The 18,617-nt window shown below is 27.9% G+C and carries 22 protein-coding genes and 3 riboswitches; of the genes, 4 read left to right on the top strand and 18 right to left on the bottom strand.

The genetic code is table 11. The annotated features are described in order from the left end of the window. Nucleotides 1-170: 170 nt before the first annotated feature. From BS62_RS02685 to BS62_RS02655, 7 genes are all read right to left on the bottom strand, one after another. Nucleotides 171-1,466, bottom strand: a complete 1,296-nt coding sequence (locus tag BS62_RS02685; protein WP_496489694.1) for a DUF4179 domain-containing protein — start codon at nucleotides 1,464-1,466, stop codon at nucleotides 171-173. Further along, nucleotides 1,459-1,980, bottom strand: coding sequence for an RNA polymerase sigma factor (locus BS62_RS02680; protein WP_496489693.1), 522 nt, complete (start codon nucleotides 1,978-1,980; stop codon nucleotides 1,459-1,461). Before BS62_RS02680 ends, BS62_RS02685 begins: the two co-directional genes overlap by 8 nt. 133 nt (nucleotides 1,981-2,113) lie before the next feature. After that, entirely contained in the window at nucleotides 2,114-2,539 is a 426-nt protein-coding gene (locus BS62_RS02675) for an acyl-CoA thioesterase (protein ID WP_496489692.1), read from the bottom strand. Between the two features lie 31 nt (nucleotides 2,540-2,570). Further along, nucleotides 2,571-3,680 carry a sensor histidine kinase gene (locus BS62_RS02670; protein WP_496489691.1) on the bottom strand — a complete coding sequence of 370 codons (1,110 nt, stop codon included), beginning with the start codon at nucleotides 3,678-3,680 and terminating at the stop codon, nucleotides 2,571-2,573. After that, on the bottom strand, nucleotides 3,670-4,365 hold the full coding sequence (locus BS62_RS02665; protein ID WP_496489690.1) for a response regulator transcription factor: 696 nt from the start codon (nucleotides 4,363-4,365) through the stop codon (nucleotides 3,670-3,672). The genes BS62_RS02670 and BS62_RS02665 overlap by 11 nt, the downstream gene beginning before the upstream one ends. Before the next feature lie 66 nt (nucleotides 4,366-4,431). Beyond that, the gene (locus tag BS62_RS02660) at nucleotides 4,432-4,953 is read right to left on the bottom strand and encodes a VanZ family protein (protein ID WP_496489689.1); all 522 of its coding nucleotides are present in this window, start codon (nucleotides 4,951-4,953) and stop codon (nucleotides 4,432-4,434) included. Between the two features lie 105 nt (nucleotides 4,954-5,058). Next, nucleotides 5,059-5,700 carry a M15 family metallopeptidase gene (locus BS62_RS02655; RefSeq protein WP_496489688.1) on the bottom strand — a complete coding sequence of 214 codons (642 nt, stop codon included), beginning with the start codon at nucleotides 5,698-5,700 and terminating at the stop codon, nucleotides 5,059-5,061. 220 nt (nucleotides 5,701-5,920) lie between these two features. Between BS62_RS02655 and BS62_RS02650 the strand changes: the two genes are divergently transcribed. Both BS62_RS02650 and BS62_RS02645 read left to right on the top strand, forming a co-directional pair. Further along, nucleotides 5,921-6,532 (top strand): DedA family protein, encoded by a 612-nt coding sequence (locus BS62_RS02650; protein WP_496489687.1) that lies wholly within the window; start codon nucleotides 5,921-5,923, stop codon nucleotides 6,530-6,532. 84 nt (nucleotides 6,533-6,616) lie between these two features. Next, entirely contained in the window at nucleotides 6,617-7,243 is a 627-nt protein-coding gene (locus tag BS62_RS02645; RefSeq protein ID WP_496489686.1) for a DUF6143 family protein, read from the top strand. A gap of 178 nt (nucleotides 7,244-7,421) precedes the next feature. Here the strand turns inward: BS62_RS02645 and tnpB are convergent, their stop codons facing one another. The 4 genes from tnpB to BS62_RS02625 all read right to left on the bottom strand — a co-directional run bounded on the left by tnpB (nucleotide 7,422) and on the right by BS62_RS02625 (nucleotide 10,891). After that, nucleotides 7,422-8,525: an IS200/IS605 family element RNA-guided endonuclease TnpB gene (gene tnpB, locus BS62_RS02640; protein WP_496489685.1), complete on the bottom strand. Its 1,104-nt coding sequence runs from the start codon at nucleotides 8,523-8,525 to the stop codon at nucleotides 7,422-7,424. A 92-nt stretch (nucleotides 8,526-8,617) separates the two neighbouring features. After that, nucleotides 8,618-8,719: riboswitch (purine riboswitch) on the bottom strand. Nucleotides 8,720-8,850: 131 nt separating this feature from the next. After that, a complete protein-coding gene (locus BS62_RS02635; RefSeq protein WP_496489684.1) occupies nucleotides 8,851-9,462 on the bottom strand; it encodes a cysteine hydrolase family protein in 612 nt (203 codons plus the stop codon). A gap of 83 nt (nucleotides 9,463-9,545) precedes the next feature. Then, a complete protein-coding gene (locus BS62_RS02630; protein ID WP_496489683.1) occupies nucleotides 9,546-10,118 on the bottom strand; it encodes a xanthine phosphoribosyltransferase in 573 nt (190 codons plus the stop codon). A 133-nt stretch (nucleotides 10,119-10,251) separates the two neighbouring features. Continuing rightward, nucleotides 10,252-10,353: riboswitch (purine riboswitch) on the bottom strand. A gap of 37 nt (nucleotides 10,354-10,390) precedes the next feature. Beyond that, the gene (locus tag BS62_RS02625; protein ID WP_496489682.1) at nucleotides 10,391-10,891 is read right to left on the bottom strand and encodes a ferritin-like domain-containing protein; all 501 of its coding nucleotides are present in this window, start codon (nucleotides 10,889-10,891) and stop codon (nucleotides 10,391-10,393) included. Between the two features lie 148 nt (nucleotides 10,892-11,039). Further along, a riboswitch (guanidine-I (ykkC/yxkD leader) is annotated at nucleotides 11,040-11,134 on the top strand. 72 nt (nucleotides 11,135-11,206) lie between these two features. On the opposite strand from BS62_RS02625, the gene BS62_RS02620 reads away from it, so the two are divergent. Together BS62_RS02620 and BS62_RS02615 are read left to right on the top strand one after the other, a co-directional pair. Beyond that, on the top strand, nucleotides 11,207-11,563 hold the full coding sequence (locus BS62_RS02620; RefSeq protein ID WP_496489681.1) for a DMT family transporter: 357 nt from the start codon (nucleotides 11,207-11,209) through the stop codon (nucleotides 11,561-11,563). Between the two features lies 1 nt (nucleotide 11,564). After that, entirely contained in the window at nucleotides 11,565-11,882 is a 318-nt protein-coding gene (locus tag BS62_RS02615) for a DMT family transporter (protein WP_496489680.1), read from the top strand. A 98-nt stretch (nucleotides 11,883-11,980) separates the two neighbouring features. On the opposite strand, the gene BS62_RS02610 is transcribed toward BS62_RS02615, so the two are convergent. The 7 genes from BS62_RS02610 to BS62_RS02580 form a co-directional block, all read right to left on the bottom strand. Next, a complete protein-coding gene (locus tag BS62_RS02610; RefSeq protein ID WP_496489679.1) occupies nucleotides 11,981-12,526 on the bottom strand; it encodes a biotin transporter BioY in 546 nt (181 codons plus the stop codon). 284 nt (nucleotides 12,527-12,810) lie between these two features. Continuing rightward, the gene (locus BS62_RS02605; RefSeq protein WP_496489678.1) at nucleotides 12,811-13,773 is read right to left on the bottom strand and encodes an aromatic acid exporter family protein; all 963 of its coding nucleotides are present in this window, start codon (nucleotides 13,771-13,773) and stop codon (nucleotides 12,811-12,813) included. 8 nt (nucleotides 13,774-13,781) lie between these two features. Continuing rightward, nucleotides 13,782-14,162: a VOC family protein gene (locus tag BS62_RS02600; RefSeq protein WP_496489677.1), complete on the bottom strand. Its 381-nt coding sequence runs from the start codon at nucleotides 14,160-14,162 to the stop codon at nucleotides 13,782-13,784. Nucleotides 14,163-14,206: 44 nt separating this feature from the next. Beyond that, nucleotides 14,207-14,845 (bottom strand): phosphoribosyltransferase, encoded by a 639-nt coding sequence (locus tag BS62_RS02595; RefSeq protein ID WP_496489676.1) that lies wholly within the window; start codon nucleotides 14,843-14,845, stop codon nucleotides 14,207-14,209. A 73-nt stretch (nucleotides 14,846-14,918) separates the two neighbouring features. Then, entirely contained in the window at nucleotides 14,919-16,613 is a 1,695-nt protein-coding gene (locus tag BS62_RS02590) for a M3 family oligoendopeptidase (RefSeq protein ID WP_496489675.1), read from the bottom strand. Between the two features lie 114 nt (nucleotides 16,614-16,727). Further along, nucleotides 16,728-17,117 (bottom strand): CGGC domain-containing protein, encoded by a 390-nt coding sequence (locus BS62_RS02585; RefSeq protein WP_496489674.1) that lies wholly within the window; start codon nucleotides 17,115-17,117, stop codon nucleotides 16,728-16,730. A 123-nt stretch (nucleotides 17,118-17,240) separates the two neighbouring features. Then, the gene (locus BS62_RS02580) at nucleotides 17,241-18,533 is read right to left on the bottom strand and encodes a PAS domain-containing sensor histidine kinase (protein ID WP_496489673.1); all 1,293 of its coding nucleotides are present in this window, start codon (nucleotides 18,531-18,533) and stop codon (nucleotides 17,241-17,243) included. Between the last annotated feature and the right edge of the window lie 84 nt (nucleotides 18,534-18,617).

The following is an 18,617-nucleotide window of genomic DNA, read 5'->3' as shown; positions in this document are numbered from 1 at the left end:
AATATATTATGTAAATATATAAATATATAGATATGCAAAAGATAATTTTATTAATATAAATTTTAAAATTATAAAAATACCTACTCATATAAATAAGTAGGTATTTAAAATTAATAATTATTGTTTAGAATATCTGGATAATTTAGCTTAATCTAGTATATTATCTACAACTATTCTATAGGTATTTTAATAGTTTTATTATACTCCTTAGAGTATTTCATCTTTTTTATATTAAGTTTATAATCTTTTCCTACTCCATTAAATTCTAGCGTTCTAGTGTGAAGAATTTTTCCATTATCTGACTTTTCATATTCACCTTCAATTGTTTTGTTTAGTTCTATACTTTTATCATCTGCTAATAAATAAACTTTTGTAAGAACTGTATTTTCTTCAGTTGTAATATCTACAAAAGTATTTCCATTTGATTCATATATTTTGTTAATTATTAAATATTGATTATTAACATTATAGTTTTGATTTATTGAGTCTTCTTTTAAATCTATAACTTTGTCTACGCCATGGTCAGCAGAAAAACTAACTAGTTCTAGTTCCAGAGACTTTAAGTTTTGTGGCAATGCATCGTACTCTCTATGGAATGTAATACCCTTAATATTTGTACTCATTCCACTACTTTGAGCCTGAATTTCTTTATTGTTTGCAATTAGTCTTATCTCTAAATCATTTGGTATTAATCTTTCATTGTTTATTTTATCTATAGCCAGTTCTAATATATTCTGAATTGATCCATTTATTACAGTACGAGTAGGTGAAGCTAAAATAGAATCAAAATGAATTTTTGTTTCATCTACCTCAATACTTTTATTGATATTTTTCTTTAATTTATTTTCCATAGCCTTTTGCCTATCTAGCTTAAAAGTAATTTCTCCTTCTTCAGACATGCCATCTTCATAAAATCCAAAATTTAAGTGTAGTGTTTTTTCAAAGAAATATGGAGACTCAAAGCTATATATGTTTTTCATTACTGTGCCTTCATCATTCATTTCTCCTTGTCCACTTGAGAGCATATGTTCACCAAACAGTCCTTTTAAAGTAATATCCGGTGTCACTTCATCAACATTTCCATTTGGATTTTTTTTTGTAAAAAATGCTAACAATTGGCTTTCATCTACCATTATTCCATCTAGTGTTATTGTGACACCGTTTTTAAAAGTATGGCTCTTATTAATAATTTGGCCCTTACCTAGCTCATTAAGCTCTTTTAAATCTTTATTCATTACATTGTTATAGCCTATTATTTCTTTTCCATAAAAAGCTAAGATATCAAAGTTATATCCTATTAATAAAATAGTTAGGCAAGCTGCTATAACCTTTCCTACTATATTTTTTCTTCTTTTTGTTGTTTTATTATTCAGTGCCTTCTTTAGTCTATCTTCTAATTCACTTGGGATTTCAATATTATCTATATCATTTTTTATATCCTTAAGATTTTTTTCAATATTATTCAATATTATCACCTCCAAATTTTGACCTTAGAATATTAATACCATTAGAAATCCGTGATTTTACTGTACCTAAAGGTACTTTTAATATATCAGCTATATCTTTATACTCCAAATCTAAAAAATACCTTAGCTTTATCGCCTCTTGATGCTTTTCTCCCAACTGTCCTAAATACTTTTCTAATAATATTTTATTGTTGTTTTTATCTAAATCATCTTCATAAGACAAATCATCAGTATAATCTATATAAACTATTTTATTATTTTCTTTTAGTATTTTTTTGCAGCAGTTAACCAATATTGTCTTGCTCCAACTATAGAAACTATCATTATTTTTTAATTTATATATATTTTCATATAAGATTACAATCATATCTTCCATGGCATCTAATGCATCTTCTTTATTTTTTAGATAAACATATGCTAATTTATAATAATCTTGTTTTTGATCCATAATCAACTTAACTAGTGCATCTTTATCTCCCTTTTTTGCCTTTTTAACTAGTATATCTATATCCATCCCTACACCTCTCTTTCATATATAAGAGTATCATACTATGAAAAAAGTTCATTTTATTTTTATTTTAGACAAAAAAAATAAAACCCAACTAAAATTATTTCATAATTGTGGGTTTTATCAATTAATTTACAATTTATTTTACATCTTCAATGCAGTTATTTAATAAATTCCATATTTCAGGATTTTGTTTTTTAAAGTTCAATGGCTTGAGACTTTTGTCTACAAATGTATGTAGTGTTTTCCCTTTTGCCAATAGCTTTTCATCTATTTTTCTAATAACTTCATATTCAAATTCTAGTCTTATGCCTTTAATTTGACTGATTTTTGTTCTAATTAATAATTCATCATCATATTTTGCTGGAACTTTATATGTACAACTACTTTCAATAACTGGCATAATAACGCCTTCTTCTTCTAGTTTTGCATATGTATAACCTAAAGAACGAAAGAAAGAATTTCTTCCTACCTCAAACCATGTATAATAATTCCCATGGTAAGCAACTCCCATTTGGTCCGTCTCTTCATATCTTACACGAACATATCCATCATATATATACATTAATTTACCTCCTAAATATTGCATATTATTACTATATATTATGCCATAAAGGTATTCTCACTTCAAACACAGTTCTTTCATAATTACTATCTACACTAATAGTTCCGTTATGTAGTTCTATTATATGTTTAGTAATGGAAAGTCCTAACCCAGAACCCCCACTTTGCAACGATCTAGACTTTTCTACTCTATAAAATCTTTCAAATATATGATCTAGGTCAACTACAGGTATTGGCTCTCCATAGTTAATAAATTGTATAACTACTGTATTTTCTTCTTTTATAGTAACTATATCTATATATTTGCCTTCTTTTCCATAATGTATGGCGTTAGTTATTAGATTTTCAAATGCTCTTACTAGCTTAATAGGATCTACATCAACCATTACCTTCTCATTAGATAAATATAGTCTACTTTCCATTTTAGAATTTTTAAGTTGCAATTCAAATTGAGCAACTAGTTGACCTAATAATTCTCCTAAATTTACTGTGCTTTTGTCTAATTTTACCCCTTTATTTCTCATCTTTGTTAATTCAAATAAATCATTTATTAATACATTTAGCCCTTTTGCTTTTTCATATGCTATATTTACATAATGCCTCATTTGAACTTCATCTTTGTATTTATCATCATCTATAAGCCCCAAATATCCTATAATAGAAGTAAGTGGCGTTCTTAAATCATGAGATACATTCGTTATTAAATCATTTTTAGTTTGTTCAGCCCTTCTTTCTTCTTCAATAGATTTATTTAATTTAAATACAATTTGATTCATATTATTTGCAAGTTGTCCCATTAAGTTCTTTGATTTTATATCTATAGTCCTATCTAGATTTCCATTTGCCATATCCTCAACTGTATTAAATATATCTGCAAATGTTTTTACTTTTTTATGGCTTAATAATGTAAAGTATATCGAAAAAATTATAAAAACTAAGATAATATAAAATATATATCTTCCTATATAGCGTTGTATATAATTTACTAACACTACTGTAAGTATTGCAAAACTATTTCCATCATTATATAAGTCATTTCCTACACTTCTCAAAACAATTAAAGTAATATAAGTAAGAAATATACTTAATATTACAGTACCTATTAATTGAATTATTATTTTATATACTAATTTATCTTTCAATTTTATATCCTACACCCCAAACTGTATGTATTATTTTTTCTCCATCCATGGCAGATTCTAGCTTGTCCCTTAATCTACTTACATGTACCATTACAGTATTATTTGACTGATAGTACTTTTCTTTCCAAACTCTTTCAAAAATTTCTTCTGCACTAAATATTCTTCCTAAGTTACTTGATAACAAATATAGGATATCAAATTCAGTTGAAGTTAGACTAATATCATTATCATTTACACTTACTTTATGCGTTGACTTATTTATACTCAAAGAATTTATTTTTATAATATCTTTGTTATTGTCACTTGGGATTTGATTAAAATAATATGACCTTCTAAGTAATGCCTTTACTCTTACAATTAATTCTAGTGTATTAAATGGTTTTGTCATATAATCATCTGCACCGGTCATTATACCTTGTATCTTATCTAAGTCTTCACTTTTTGCACTTAGCATCAGTATTGGTATCGTCAGCTTTTCTCTTATCTTTTTACATACCTCTATTCCATTTAACCTTGGCATCATTATATCCAATATAACTAAGTGTATATCTTTCTCATTAATAATTTCTAAAGCTTCTACTCCATCATTTGCCTTATATACTTTATAACCTTCATTAATTAAATATATCTCTAGTAACTTTGAAATATCTTTATCATCATCTACTACAAGAATTTTGCTAGCCAAAACTATCACCTCTTTATATTAACTTTTATTTATAATTCACTAGTATAAAGAATATAATTAACGTACTTAAAATCTAAAAGTGACCACTCTCGAAATTAGTATTCCTAATATCACAATGCATATTGTTCCAATGAAGGCTAATATATTGAGAATTTTGTTTGTTTTCTCTTTCAATATTTTAGAAAACACAATATAAAATCCCATTCCTACAGCGCCTCCAAGTGTATTGCTAATTAAATCTGTTATATCAGTTCCTCCAATTTCAAATATGAATTGTAATAGTTCAAATAATAAACTGACACCTGCTATTGAGATGATTTTTTTCCAAAACGACCAATTAAGCTTTATCATGCTCAAATACAATCCAAATGGTATAAACACCATCATATTGAGAATTATCTCATTATAATCCAGTTGATTATTTTTAATAACAGAACCAGCTAAAGGTATCAAATTCAATCCTCTAAAATGTGGTAAAGTATTAAAAGAGAATTGCATTTTAAATAAAATAATCCAGATTAAAGCTAATAAATACACTATAAATAATCCCCCTGTTAGTTTTAATTCATTGTTTTTGTTAATTTCCATGTCTGCTCCTCCATAACAAAAATATATTATATTATCTAAGAATAACTTAAAAATAATTAACGATAGTACTGTATAACTGTGATTTTTGAGTATATCATAATTATTTTAATTTATATTTAGATATTCTTCTAGGACTATTTCTCTTTCATGTATTTGTTTGGCAATTTCTAATCCTACATATCTAAGATGCCATGGTTCATAGTTATACCCTGTTATGTATTCCTTATCCTCTGGATATCTAACTATAAATCCAAACTTATATGAATTATTTTCTAGCCAGTTAGCTTCTTTAGTATCTCCTGTAAAACTTCTTATTTCATTAGTTATATCTATGGCAAGACCTGTTTGATGCTCACTTTCACCTGGTCTTGCAACATATTTATCAGCCATTACCTTGCCTTGTGATTTAACCCTATTATTATATATTTCTTTCTGCAACTCATATGACCTATATCCTGATGTTGCATACAACTTTATGTTTTCCATTTTAGCTTCATAAAAAAGTTTTTCTATTGCAATTGCTGTGTCTTTTTCTAAAAACTTTTCTTCACCTTCAACACTATTTAAGTAAGTAATATCTGGCTCTATTAAGTTTTGTGGAACATAATTTCTTGATAAACTAAAACTTTTATTTACTAACATAACTTCTTCTGCTTCAAGATTTCTTTCATCTTTAGGCTTAATAATAGTAACAATACTTAAAACTATAAAAACAATTAATATAACACTTTTAATAAAATTTTTCATATGTTTTCTCCTTAATCTCTTTTTCTTTTGTATAATATAATTCTAAAATTAAAAGATTAAGAAAATAATAAGTAAACCTTAAGAATTCTTAAGAATAATAGTTTTACAATATTGTTTTGCTGTTGTTATAAAAGGAATAATTATTATCCTATTGTACATAATGTAAATACTAAGAATATAATAGATTAAGACAATGACAAGTAATTGAGGAGACGTGTTTATGAATGTATTTGAAGTAGTTGAACAATTGTTTGAACAGTTCGGGTACCTTGTATTGTTATTAGGATTGCCGTTGGACTTTATCGCACTTCCAATTCCTCCAGGCAATAGCACTTTAACTTATACAGGTTATTTATCATACAAAGGTGTACTTAACTGGTTTATCGCTTTGATTATGGCTTATGCAGGATCAATTATAGGTGTTACAATTACCTATAGCATTGGATATAAGCTAGGGGTACCACTGATAGAGCGTTATGGAAAATTATTGTCTTTGAACTCCTCATCTTTAGACAAAACACTTAATTATTATGATAAGTACGGGCACAAACTGCTCCTCATAGGTTTCTTTATTCCTGGGCTTAGACAGTTTATCGGATATTTCATTGGAATTGTTCGCATTCCATATAAAACAGTGGCTTTATATGCATATACAGGGCTAGCTCTATGGGTTATTGGTTTCTTTTCTATAGGTTTTGTATTTGGAGAACAGTGGCAACGTGTCTTTCTTTTAGTTGAAAATTATTTGAAATATATATTTTCAGTGTTAGGATTCATCCTTGTGTGTTCTATTTTTATTAAATGGCTTAAACGTAAAAAAACAAAACCTTAGTTGCTTTAAATTTTTGCTCTAAATCACAATCTTGAACTTCGAAACATATTATATACAAAATTATATAATAAGGAGTTGTGATTTATGAGTAACTGGTATGATGAAAGTAGTTATGTAAAATGTAAAAATCATAATACTTGTAAGCATTGTAACTTACCTAACTGTCCTAATCCATCTATATTTAAACCAACGATTGATTACACTGTTGATGTACCCATTAACTTAGCAAAATCATTAGAAGGAAAATATTTTGTAGGCTACGCTGATAATCTTACTTTTGGGAATGGTACCAGTGCCTGGGCTAGATTGTACAATCCTCCTAACTCTGGAGTAAATTTACATGTAACTGTATGGACTGTTAGCGATATATCTGAGTCTCCATTCCGTGCGGAATTCTTCTTTAACGCAACGCCTCCAGGAACACCTCGAGATTCCAGTTTTGTCACACCAGCCAATACTGCCTTTTGTCCACTGCCATCACCTGAAATTGAACTTCAATATGCAACCAATGTAATTGGAGAACCAAAAGGTGGTTTTAAAGCTTTTGTTAGAATAGGCCAACCAGAAACTACGTTAGTAGATGATGAGCAGGGAAAATTTATCTTTCCACCTGGTGGATCTTTTCTTATAGTTATTTCTAATCCAGAGTCGCCACAGCTAGCTGCTTCTGGTAAAATTGCTTTTGGTTGGTGGGAAGAACCAATCTTATAGTAGAATACAAATAAAACTCCTTTCTAAAATGCAAATTAGAACGGAGTTTTTTATTGGTTTATTATACTGTCAAATTAACTTTGAACTACTCACCACTTAAATGGTAAGTTTCTTGGTCAATATGGCTATAGCCACAAGTTTATCCAAGCTACCCCCGAAGTCCCTTCGGTTTTATGGCTTATGCCAACTGTTTAAGTCCTTCATTAAGGATATTTATACTAGCATTTTTATCCCTATCATGGTGAGTTTGACAATTTGGACAAGTCCATTCTCTAAGATTTAGATTTTTAACTTCCTTGTTTTTATCTCCACACTTAGAACATATCTGAGTACTGGCAAATGTTTTGGATACTGTTAATACAGTTCTTCCATACCATCTCGCTTTATACTCAATCATTGTTTTAAATATAGACCAACTCACTTCTGATATTGATTTAGTTAATTTGTGTTTTTTTAATATATTATTTATTCTCAATGACTCCATACAAATTATATCGTGGCTTTTGATTATATTTGTTGAGTTCTTTTGAAGAAAGTCATATGTACAATTTTCTATTTTATTATTAATCTTATTTACTTTTAATTTATTTTTATTGTAATTTTTACTATTCTTATTTTTTCTATTAAGACTTTTTTCTAATCTTGCTAATTGTTTTTCATATTTTCTTATGTATTTTGGATTGGATATATCTTCTGTGTCATCTGAAAATACAGCAAATGTTTTGAGTCCTACATCTATACCTACAACTTTATTAATTTTAGGTAAAGGGATAATATCTACCTCGCAAAGTATAGATACAAAATACTTACCATCTGATGTTTTTCTTATTGTAGCGCTTAATATCCTACCTTCAAGTTCTTTAGATTTTGCAAATTTAACTAATCCAAGTTTAGGCAGCTTTAATTTATTTCCTGATACTACTATATTATTGTTAGTGAATTTCGTAGTATATGACTGAAAAAAACTTTTTTTAGACTTAAATATAGGCTTACTATCTCGAGTTTTAAAAAATCTGTTATATGAATCAGTTAAATTTTTTAAAGCTGATTGCAACGCTATACTATCAACTTCCCTTAACCACTTTAATTCTTTTTTAAGGGCAGGTAGTTGACTAGCGCATTGGTTGTAACTAAATCCCTTATTAGTTTCTATATATAAAGTATTACATTTTGCTAAGAAGTAATTGTATACAAACCTAGAGCAACCTATTGTTTTATTTATTAATGTTATTTGATCCTTATTAGGATATATTCTAAATTTATATGCTTTATTTTTTAACATATTTTCACCTCCTTTTCTCATTTTAGATATAAAAAAACACCTCAATTAAATTGAGGTGTTGAGCCCTAGAATATGTATTAATATACCTATTCACTATAAACGCAATACCTCGTAGTCTGCTAATTTATGGTTAGCAGGTAGAAACGTTCGGACCATATCACCGAATATATACGAGTTTTTTAATTTTTGTTTGTTAATTATATCTATATTAAATAATATGTATCTACATTCCTATTTATGAACATGCTATAAATTTAATTTTAAAAGAAAAAAGGCCATCTAAAAATAGAAATTAATTTCTATTTTTAGACAGCCAATCTATAAACTATTTTTTTAATTCGCTTAACATATCATTCAATGATACAACACGTGCAAAAGCAAATTCAAAGTTTCCAAATGATCCTTGCTCTTGTTCTACTGTATATGAAGCTGTAGTTTCTCTTGGTACAAATACATTATAGTCACGATAAAATGCATCTCTAACTGTTGATTCAACACATACATTTGTAGCAATTCCACTTACAACTAATGTTTCAATTCCTAATCCACGTAACACTTCTTCTAGTTGAGTATTGTAAAATGCACTAAAACGGTGTTTTTTAACAACATAATCATCTTTTTCTGGTTTTAGTTGATCAATTATTTCACCATCCCAAGTACCTTCCATACAATGTCCTAAGTCCATAATTGGAGGAAACACCTTGGCAATCATTCCTCCATCTGTTTTATCTGCACGATGTGTATGTTGTATATAAATAACTGGTCTGTTTTGTGCTTTAAATTCTTTTTTTAATTCTTTTATTGGTTCAATAACAATTGATGTTCTTGACGTATCAAGTCCCATTTTTGATAATGATCCTTCATTGTGAATAAATGCATTTTGCATATCGATAATTAATAATGCACTATTTTCTTTTGTATATGGTAAATTACCCATTTGTAACACTCCCTTAATATTTATTTACAAATTAATTATAACTATATTTTAGAGCTTTTCAAATAAAATTCTAAATTACTGTCTTATTTTACGAACTCAATTAATCCCTTGTCCAATTTAGAAATACGTGCTAATGAATATACATCGTACCCCCTTTTTTCTAGTTTTTCACGCCCAGGTTGAAATGACTTTTCTATAACGATTCCTATACCACCAATTTTAGCCTTAGCTTCTTCAATTAGACGTATAGTACCTAATACAGCTTCTCCATTTGCCAAAAAATCATCTATAACCAATATATTATCTTCTTCATTTATATAATCTTTAGATAAGGTTAGTTCATAATTTAGTCCTTTTGTATATGAATATACACTCGTTTGATAAACATCATTACTCGTGGTTTTTGATTTTTGCTTTTTTAACGTTACCATTGGCACATTCATTTGCATTGCAGTCATAACAGCAGGCGCAATTCCTGAACTTTCAATTGTAAATATCTTTGTAATTTTATGTTTCTCAAAGTAATTTTTAAAATATGATCCCATTTCATACATTAAATCTGGATCTACCTGATGATTCAAAAAAGAATCTACCTTTAATACATTTTCTGATAATGCATTTCCTTCTTCTAAAATACGTTTATGTAACTTCTCCATTTATATCACCTCATTAGATTTTTTATCACACATAAAGCATCATTAAAATTCGCTACGCTCATATAGCCAACAAAAAACACCTCAATATAAATTGAGGTGTTGAGCCCGAGAATAGATATAAATATACCTAGCCACAATAAACACAATACCTCGTAGTCTGCTAATTTACGGCTAGCAGGTAGAAACTTTCGGACCATATTACCGATTTTATACGAGCTTTTTTGTATGATATATGACATTATAACATATTTTTCACTAAAATCAACAACTTGTTACTTTCTTCTCGATCTACTTTCCGTTGTGGAATTAATATTAATAATAGTTGTATATATATAATTAAATAAACTCATATGTATTGATTCATCTGAAATTAAATTAAATAGTATATCTTCATAATAATCTCCAGGAATTTTAGCTTTTATTTCTCTATATCGCATTACTGAATTTACTTCTTCAAATAAAGCTGTCTTTATGCCTTCTTCAAAGCTTTGAGGTGTAACAAAATCTCTTTCTTGAATTTCAGGTTCTCTTCCTGTAAAATCCCTATATATTTGCTTAAATGTTTCAATATGCTCTAGTTCCTGATCTCTTATAAATATTAATCTATCGCTTATTTCTTTTCTTTGCGGTATTGTAAGACCTTCTATTGGAATATTATTTAATAACCAGTCATAATATTCTGCACCTAATACTTCTAAATTTAGGGAACTATTTATCAATTGTATTACTTCTGTAACATCTTCTTGATATGGGTATTGTCTATTATAATCCACTTTAGTATCTCCTTCCTTGCATAATTATATCTCCTACTTAAATACTATGTATGTATATTATTCTTTATGAAAATGATTACTCTATTTAATAGATTATGTTGACATTAATATTTAATAAATATATAATTGACAGAGATAAAATTAAATATCATTAGCTTTCTAGGGTTCCGCAATATATTGGTCTGGTCCAAGAGAAGGCGCACAATTTTTTTGTGTTCACGGAAGGACAAAAGCCTGGGAGATATGTATATACTATCTTTATGGGCTTTTTATTTTGTTTTTTATTAATATACAGAGGAAGGAGATTTATAAAATATGAATTGGATTTATGTTATTATAGCTGGAATTATTGAGTTAATTTGGGTTCCTGGTTTAAAAACTGCTGACTCACCTTTAGATTGGATTTTTGTTGCTGGTCTCATCACTTTGAGCTTTTATTTAATTATACAAGCTACGAAATCTCTTCCAGTTGGTACAGTTTATGCTGTTTTTACTGGTCTTGGAACAGCTGGAGTTATTTTAGTAGATGTATTTATATTTGGTGAATCATTATCTATTAAAAAACTAGCATTTGTATTATTAATTGTAATTGGAGTTGTAGGGCTTAAGCTGATAAATGAAGAAGTTGAAGAAACAAATAATGAAGAAATACAAGATGAAGGTGGTAATTAAGATGGAATGGATATATTTAGTAATAGCAGGTTCTTTTGAAGTTCTTGGACTTTATTTTATGAAAAAATATGTTTTGACTGAAAAAAAACTTATGCTACTATACCAAGTTTTAACCTTTGTTGGAAGTTTTTCATTTTTATCATTGGCATTAAATAAAATACCTATGGGAACTGCTTATTCAATTTGGACTGGAGTTGGTACAGTTGGTGGAGCAGTTATGGGAATTATGATTTATAAAGAGTCAAAGGATTTTAAAAGACTATTTTTTATGGGATGTATTTTAGTAGGCGCAATTGGTCTTAAACTAATAGAAGGATGATTTCTATTTTATATAGAAATCATCCTTTTTAAATTTCCAACCGCTAACTTGAGCAAGGTCCCATCTGGTCGTTGGCGACATGAGCGCAGCGAATTTTACTATTTATTATAAGATTTTAATACATTTGCATTAGCAATACGAGTTGCTAATATAGTTGAAATCATTACCTTTATTAAATCTCCAGGTATAAATATAAGGGAACCTTTAATTGCAGCTAGTATAGGAGTATTTGTCACAAATGACATAACAGGTATTCCAATAGCATATATAACTATTACTCCGCCTATAAAGTTTGCTAAGAATGAATTTGCATAGTTTACCTTTTTTACACGTTCAAGTATAAAACCAATTACAAATGCAGCTATAGGCCAAGAAATTAAAAATCCTGCAGTAGGCCCAACAAATACGCTAAAACCGCCGTGTCCACTAGACAATCCTGGAACCCCTACTGCTATTAACATTAAAAATATTATCTGGCTTAAAAATCCTAATCGTGAACCTAATATTGCTCCTGCAAGCATTACCCCCAATGTTTGAATTGTAATTGGCGCTGGTATAAGCGCTACCGGTATGGCAGGTACCATTCCCATAACTATCATTAGTGCAGCAAACAATGCTACATATACCATATTCTTAGTTTTCATAATAATTTTCCCCCAGTTTTGTTTATTTTATATGTTAATTATAAATCAAATACAGATTTGCGTCAACCACGTTTTAATTATAGGTTAACTAAAATTTTTAAGGTTAAATTTTTCTTCCTTTTATACTATTTTTAAATATGAATAAATAAAAAATTCGCTACGCTCATGTCGCCAACGACCTTAAAAGCCAGGTCCGTTGCTCAAGTTTATCAGTTGGAAATTACAACTTATCCATAGACCAGATAAATTGTAATTTCCTTATAATAAAAAAAGATGACTCCTACTTAATGTATAGAAGTCATCTTTTTAAATTCATTTTTATCTTTTAAAAATTGTTCCATATCGTTTATAAATTGAAAAAGCATAGCTCTATTTTCAAATTCTTCTCTTGTTAATGGAAGAGGCATTTTTCTAAAATTATCTCTTAATGCATCTAAATCTAAAAGTAAACCTTCTGCTGTATTATCTTCATATATGGAATAAGCTACTTTTTCTGTGAACTCAGATATCATAATAGTTTGATCATATGTAACAAAGAATTTTTGAAAATGTTCTTTCATCCTTTTAATACTTTCAAACTGTTTAATTCTCATTTCTATATATTGAACATAATAACTTCCATCTAATAAGACATAATTATTTAGATTTTTATAGGCACGCTTTCTTGCATGATAAAGCTTTTTTTCAAGATCCTTGAATAAATTGTCTTCTGCTATTAGACTATAGTCTTCTTTTAAACAAGTCGCCATTTTTATTAATATTTCCTTCATCTTTTCTTCAATGTACAATTGATCTTGTTTAATTTCCTTTTCTATACTAGGCATATAGACATTTAATAGCAATGCTATTCCTACACCTATAAATATAAGTTTTAATTCATTTTGAATTAAATCTAAACTGAATGAATTTTTATCTAGTAAATGTGTCACAATCACGGAACTTACGACTATTCCTTCTTCTATATTTAATCTTACAGCTAAAGGAATAAAAGCTAATATAAATACTCCAAAAACTATAGGATTGTATCCTAGGAAGTTAAAAAGAATACTTGAAAGTATCAAAGCCAAAATACAAGCAAATATACGTTGAATAGCTATAATTACAGATTTTTTCCTTGTACTTTGAATGCTTAAAATAGTAATTATCCCTGCAGCTGCTGGAAATGATAGTCCTAATTCATTTGCAATAATAATTGAAATCGAAGCCCCTATGCCTGTTTTTAATGTTCTATAGCCAATTAATTTCATGTTAATTATTATTTATCTTCACGGAGCATATATTGGTTTCCATCTTGGTCTTTAAATGAGAACATTTTTCCATAAGGCATTATCATAAGTTCTCCTACTTCAACGTCATTTTCCTTCATTTGGTTATATGAAGATTCTATATCAGTAGTACTTAATAATATAGATGGATGTTCAACATTAGTTGATGGGTTTTGAGATCTCATTGCATTTTTATCATATAAGATAAATGTTGTAAATTCACTTTCACTTGGGCCAACTTCTAACCATTTCATATTTGGTCCCATTTGTTGTTCTAATTTAACTACAAAGTTTAACTTTTCAGTCCAGAACTTCTTAGCATCATCTTGGTTATTTACGTATAATGTTATTTTCCCTATTTTATTTATCATTTGTATATCTCCTTCATCAATTTTTGTCACTTAAATATTATACATTATTTTCCTCTTAATTTATCTAGTAAATTAAATACTTCTTCATCTTCAACTTGAGAAAAATCTTCATAATATCTTCCTACTGAAACAAAATCATCTGGTGAATACATACAAATTACCTCATCTACAATTTCCTTAAATTGCTTAACTGTATGTCTTGGTCCTACAGGAACAGCTAAAACGATTTTTAATGCTCCAAGGTTTTTAATTGATTTTACTGCTGCAGTTAAAGTGAATCCAGTTGCAATTCCATCATCAATTAATATTACAGTCTTATCTTTAACATCTGGAAGTGTCTCAACTCCCCTGTACTCCTTCAATCTTCTTTTAATTTCATTTATTTGATCGTTTATTTCTTGTGCTAAATATTTATTTGGTATCTTAAGTGCTTTGACAAAATATTCATTTATAATATAACTTCTATCAACTGATACTGCACCTACAGCTACTTCTTTATTATCAGGTGCTCCAATTTTTCTTGGAATTATTAAATCCCACTCAAAGTTATATCTTTTAATAGTATCATAAGCTACTTCAACTCCACCTCTTGGAACTGCAAGAACTATTACATTTTCATTTTTAAATTTTTCAAGGCTTTCTGCAATTTTTTCTCCTGCATCTTTTCTATTTTTAAAAATCATTTATGTACACCACTCTTTCTATTTACGCTAGTATAATTTTTTGCTAAATTAGGCGTATTTATTATTAAATTTATTAAAGTTTTTTATCATCAACACGTTCTAACCATTCATCTATGTTTTCTATAACAGAATTTACGCAACCATCTTCAAAAGGTGACTTAAGATTTCCTAGCTTAACTAACTCCAAAAATGACTTAGTTCCACCTACACTACATAGCTTCATATAATCTTCCCAACCTATTTCTCTATTGTCATTCATCTTCTTCCAAAATTGAAGTGCACATATTTGAGCTAATGTGTAATCTATATAATAAAAAGGATTTTTGAATATATGACCTTGTTTAAACCACCAAGTTCCCTTTTCTAAAAAATCACATCCTTCATAGTTTTTATGAGGAAGGTATTTTTTCTCAAGGTCTCTCCACATTTTCTTTCTTTCATCATATGATGCATTAGGGTTTTCATATATTAAATGCTGGAATTCATCTACTACAATACCATAAGGTATAAATTTAATAGCACTTCCTAAATGAGCAAACTTATATTTTTCTGTATCTTCTTCAAAGAATAAGTTCATCCATGGCCAAGTTATAAACTCCATACTCATAGAATGTATTTCACAACTTTCATATGTTGGGAAGTTTAACTCTGGCATTTCTATATGTCTTGACATATAAACTTGAAAAGCATGGCCTGCTTCATGAGTAAGTACATCTATATCATCAGAGGTTGAGTTAAAGTTTGAGAATATAAATGGAGACTTATAATTAGGTATATAAGTGCAGTATCCACCAGGGCCTTTGTTTTTCTTAGCTAATACATCTAGAAGCTCATTTTCCATCATAAACTCAAAGAATTCCTTAGTTTCATCTGAAAGTTCACTGTACATTTTAATTCCATTTTGTAAAATAAATTCAGGACTTCCCTTTGGAGTTGCATTTCCACTTTCAAATTCAAAAGGCTCATCTATATATTTAAAGTCACTTATATTAAGCCTTTTTGCTTGTCTTTTGTATAATTTATTTGCAACTGGAACTATATATTCTAGTACTTGTTTTCTAAAATTAGAAACATCACCTGCATTATAGTCCGTTCTAAACATTCTTATATAACCTAACTCTACAAAGTTATTAAATCCTAATTTTCTTGCAATTTTATCTCTTACTTTTACTAGTTTGTCGTATAACTCATCAAACTTTTCTTCATTTGTTTCAAAAAACTTATAATATAAATCTGAAGCTTCTTTTCTTATATTTCTATCCTTTGATTGCATAAAAGGACTCATTTGTGATAAGTTTCTTTCTTCACCTTGAAAGTTTATCTTACAACTTGCAAGTAACTTAGTATATTCAGATGTTAACTTGTTTTCTTCTTTAAGTTCTTCTATTATTTCACTTGAAAAAGATTTTAGATTAAACTCTGCAATTTTGAAGAACTGTTCTCCTATTTCTTTTGTTAACTCATTCTTAAATTTCGAGTTAACCATACTCTTATAAAAAGTAGAATTTAATTCTTCATATAATGGAGAGTTTTCATCCCAGTAATTTTTTTCTTTTATATTATTTTCATCAGCTGTATTTATACTGTATTTTATAGAAGATATAGTACCCATAGTATCTATGTTGTTTCTTAATTTGTTTAATTCTTTTATGTATCTTAATTGATCTTCATATGTATGGCTATTTTCTATTTTAGATATTATTTCATTAAATTCTTTCTTAACATCTTCATAATTAGGTCTTTTATATTTAAATTCACTAAATTTCAAGTTATACACTCCTTTACACATTTTTGAACTTAATTAGTATTATCACTATTCTTATTATATTATACACAAAAAAACCCATATTTAATAAAATATGGGTTTAATATACTTAATATATTATATGTTTATAATACGTTTATTCAAATCTATTGACATACTCATAGTCTTCTTTTCTTTTTTTTGTGCTGAACCATGTGAATACCCAACAACATCAAAATGTTTATCAAGTTCTTTTATAAATTCTTCATAGTGGTCACATCTACCTCTTATACATGAAGATAAGTGTATTGCTTCTACATTTGCTTTTTGAAATTTTTCTATTTTTACTTTAAGACCTTCCATTGGATCTTCATTACAACCATTACAGTGGTTAAAGGAAACTAACTGACATCCAATTTCTTCATATCTCTCAAAAGAATCTTGCTTTTGATTAAACGCTCTTAAACACCCATTAGCAGTACATGTTTTTGAAACTATTCCACATACATATATAGCAACATTTTTCATATTATATACTCCTTTACTTTACAAAATAAGGTATATTATATCATTATTTAAAACTAATTAATGTGATAATTATCACCAAACTATACAATACATTTAAAAAACACCTATCATGTAATAGATGTTTTATGCGTATATATCCGAAAACTCAATATCTATAGCCTCTATGTTTCTGCTTCTTACCGTTGAATTTTCATCATCATGGAAAGTTTCTTCTATTTGGGTAACAGGTAATGTAATAATAAATTCACTACCATTTCCAGTTTCACTTTTAACTTCAATATTTCCATCATGAAGTTCAACTAAAGACTTTACAAGAGATAGGCCTATTCCGCTTCCTTCTTTATTTCTTTTCATAGTTTTTTCTACTTGACCAAATCTTTCAAATATAGAGTTTAATTTTTCTTGTGGTATACCTACTCCAGTGTCTTTAATAGATATAACTATATCCTCTATTTTATCGTATATATTTACATATATTTTTCCTTCTGGATTAGTAAATTTTATAGCATTAGAAAGTAAGTTTAAAACAACTCTTTCAATTTTATCTGGATCTATTGCAACAACTTTATCTTCTATTTCTGTATCAAATATAACCTCTATACCTTTTTGCTTTGAATAATCTGCAATAGATAAGGTAATATCTTCTACAATGCTTATAATATTGTGATTTTCTTTATTTATTTTATAAAAACCACCTTCGATTTTAGTTATATCAATTATGTTGTTAATTAATCTAATTAATCTAAAGCAGTTTTGGTTTACAATATGTATATGTTTATCTATGTCTTCTGTAGTTAAATTCCTATTCATATTTTGAGCTTCCAAAAGCTGACTTGATCCGTATATAACATTTAATGGAGTTTTTAGTTCATGTGACATATTTGAGAAAAATTCCGTCTTCATTTTATCATAATATAATATTTCTTTATATTTTTCATTTATTATTTCAGCCTTTTTCTTCTCTGTAATATCCCTAATAATAGATAAAATATATCCATCTCCTTCAATATTAAAAGGAGTGGAACAAATCTCTATATCTAATATCTCTCCATCATGCCTTATAATTTGTTGTTCTACAAATTGCACTGTTTTCTTTTTTTCTAAAACCTCTTTTTTCCTATTTCTAACTATTGGTTCATATTCAGGAGTTACATTAATAAAATTACTGCCTTTATGCCCAATTACTTCATTTTTACTTGATAAATTTAAAATCTTTATCATAGCATTATTTATATAAACATACTTTCCTTCATGTAATATACATATTGCATCAGGTAAAAGTTCAATTATTTTATTATATGCTTTATTGCTTTTTATTAACTTTTCTCCTATAAGGTTATAATCTGCAAGATTTCCTTCTATTATGGATTTATATATATTATAAGATAAAAATTCATCATCTTCTTGTTTTCTCATAAATGTTATATTCCCCTAATTTATTTAATCCCAATACCTAATTAATGCGATTTACGGATATATCTTATAATCTAAATTATAACA

It is taken from the genome of Sporacetigenium mesophilum DSM 16796 (assembly GCF_059569055.1).
The sequence above is the reverse complement of the archived record's forward strand: the minus strand, read 5'-3'. Positions and strand labels throughout refer to the sequence as shown.